Raw genomic sequence first — 1,501 nt, forward strand, 5'->3', positions numbered from 1 at the left:
GGGCGGTGGAGCCCGAGCATTTCGACGACACCCGCCGGTCGCTGGCCGCCGGCGCCAGGGTGTCGAACGAACCCGGCCACGCGTCGATCTGCGACGCGATCCTGACCGCGGAGCCCGGCCTGATCACCTTCGAGATCAACCGCAGGAACCTGGCAGGCGGCATCGCCGTCTCCGACAAGGCGACGGCACAGGCGATGCGCGACGCCATGGCCTATCTCAAGCTGGTGGTCGAGCCCGGCGGCTGCGTGGCGTTGGCGGCGCTGTCGTCGGGCGAGATCGAACTGTCCGGCAAATGCGTTGCCGTGGTGCTGTCCGGCGGCAATGTCGATTTCGGCACTTATGCCGGGATCATGGCGGCGGCTTGAGACGAGATGTCCAAGGGGTCCGACATGGATCTGAGGCAGGTTTCGCCTTGGATCACTCCTCGCCCGCCTCCAAATCGTCGGCGGGCTGAACATGGTCATCTACCGCCCGCTCACGCGTTCTGAGCTGCCCGACGATACAGCATCCCTTGCCCGCACTCTCATCGGCAAGATCGTGGTGCGCGAACTGCCCGAAGGCATCGCCAGCGGCCGCATCGTCGAGACCGAGGCCTATGTGACCGGTGACGCCGCCGGGCACGGCTATCGGGGGATGACCCCGCGCAACCGTTCGCTGTTTCTCGACGCTGGGCACGCCTATGTCTATCTCGCCTACGGCATCTCCTACATGCTCAACGTCTCGAGCGAGATGGCAGGGGTCGGAACCGGCGTGCTCATCAGGGCGCTCGAACCGCTCGAAGGCATTGCGCTCATGCGGCTCAATCGCGGCATCGACCGCTTGCGCGACCTTGCGCGAGGACCGGGAAGGCTGGCCCAGGCGTTGCGGATCGATCGTTCGCTCGACGGGCTCGATCTCTGCCGCAAAGGCCCGCTATGGCTGGCAACCGACGAGCATCAAGCCGGCGACATCGCCCAAGGCATCCGGATCGGCATTACAAAGGATGCCGATCGCCCGCTGCGGTTTTACGTCAAGGGGAGCGCCTTCGTCAGCGGCCCGAAATCGCTCAACGGTTAGTGGCAGTTATAAACCATGGAGATTGGCGAAAGCATTTCTCCCTTCGTCATCCACGGGCGGAGCAAGGAGCGAAGGCTGGTAGCAAGACTGGAGGTCGTGCGGCGTCTAATCCAGCGTCCGCCTGAATCGTACCAATGCTACGCCGGCAAACAAAGCCACGAACACCACCAGCCAGCCAATCTCCGTTGCCACGGCCGGCAGTTCGGCCCCCTTCAGCATCACCGCGCGGGTGATGCGGAGGAAATGCGTCAGCGGGAAGATCTCGCCGAAGATTTGTGCCCAGTCCGGCATGCCGCGATACGGGAACATGAAGCCGGACAGCATGATCGACGGCAGGAAGAAGAAGAAGGTGAGTTGGAGCGCCTGCATCTGCGTGCGGGCGATGGTCGAAATCGTGTAGCCGAGCAGCACCAGCGCCAGCACGAAGATCAGCACGGCCGTCAGG

Annotated in this window: 3 protein-coding genes; 2 read left to right on the top strand and 1 reads right to left on the bottom strand. The window is 64.0% G+C overall.

What is annotated here, in order from left to right; genetic code table 11:
* The coding region (locus tag EN991_RS35780) for a pyridoxal-phosphate dependent enzyme (RefSeq protein WP_127370493.1) at positions 1 to 365 on the top strand (365 nt) is incomplete at its 5' end.
* 91 nt (positions 366 to 456) lie between these two features.
* A complete protein-coding gene (locus tag EN991_RS35785; protein ID WP_127365453.1) occupies positions 457 to 1,056 on the top strand; it encodes a DNA-3-methyladenine glycosylase in 600 nt (199 codons plus the stop codon).
* A gap of 105 nt (positions 1,057 to 1,161) precedes the next feature.
* On the opposite strand, the gene EN991_RS35790 is transcribed toward EN991_RS35785, so the two are convergent.
* A partial coding sequence (locus EN991_RS35790; protein WP_164769641.1) for an ABC transporter permease occupies positions 1,162 to 1,501 on the bottom strand: 340 nt, incomplete at its 5' end.

It is taken from the genome of Mesorhizobium sp. M7A.F.Ca.US.005.03.2.1, assembly GCF_003997795.1.
Taxonomy (GTDB): Bacteria; Pseudomonadota; Alphaproteobacteria; order Rhizobiales; family Rhizobiaceae; genus Mesorhizobium; species Mesorhizobium ciceri.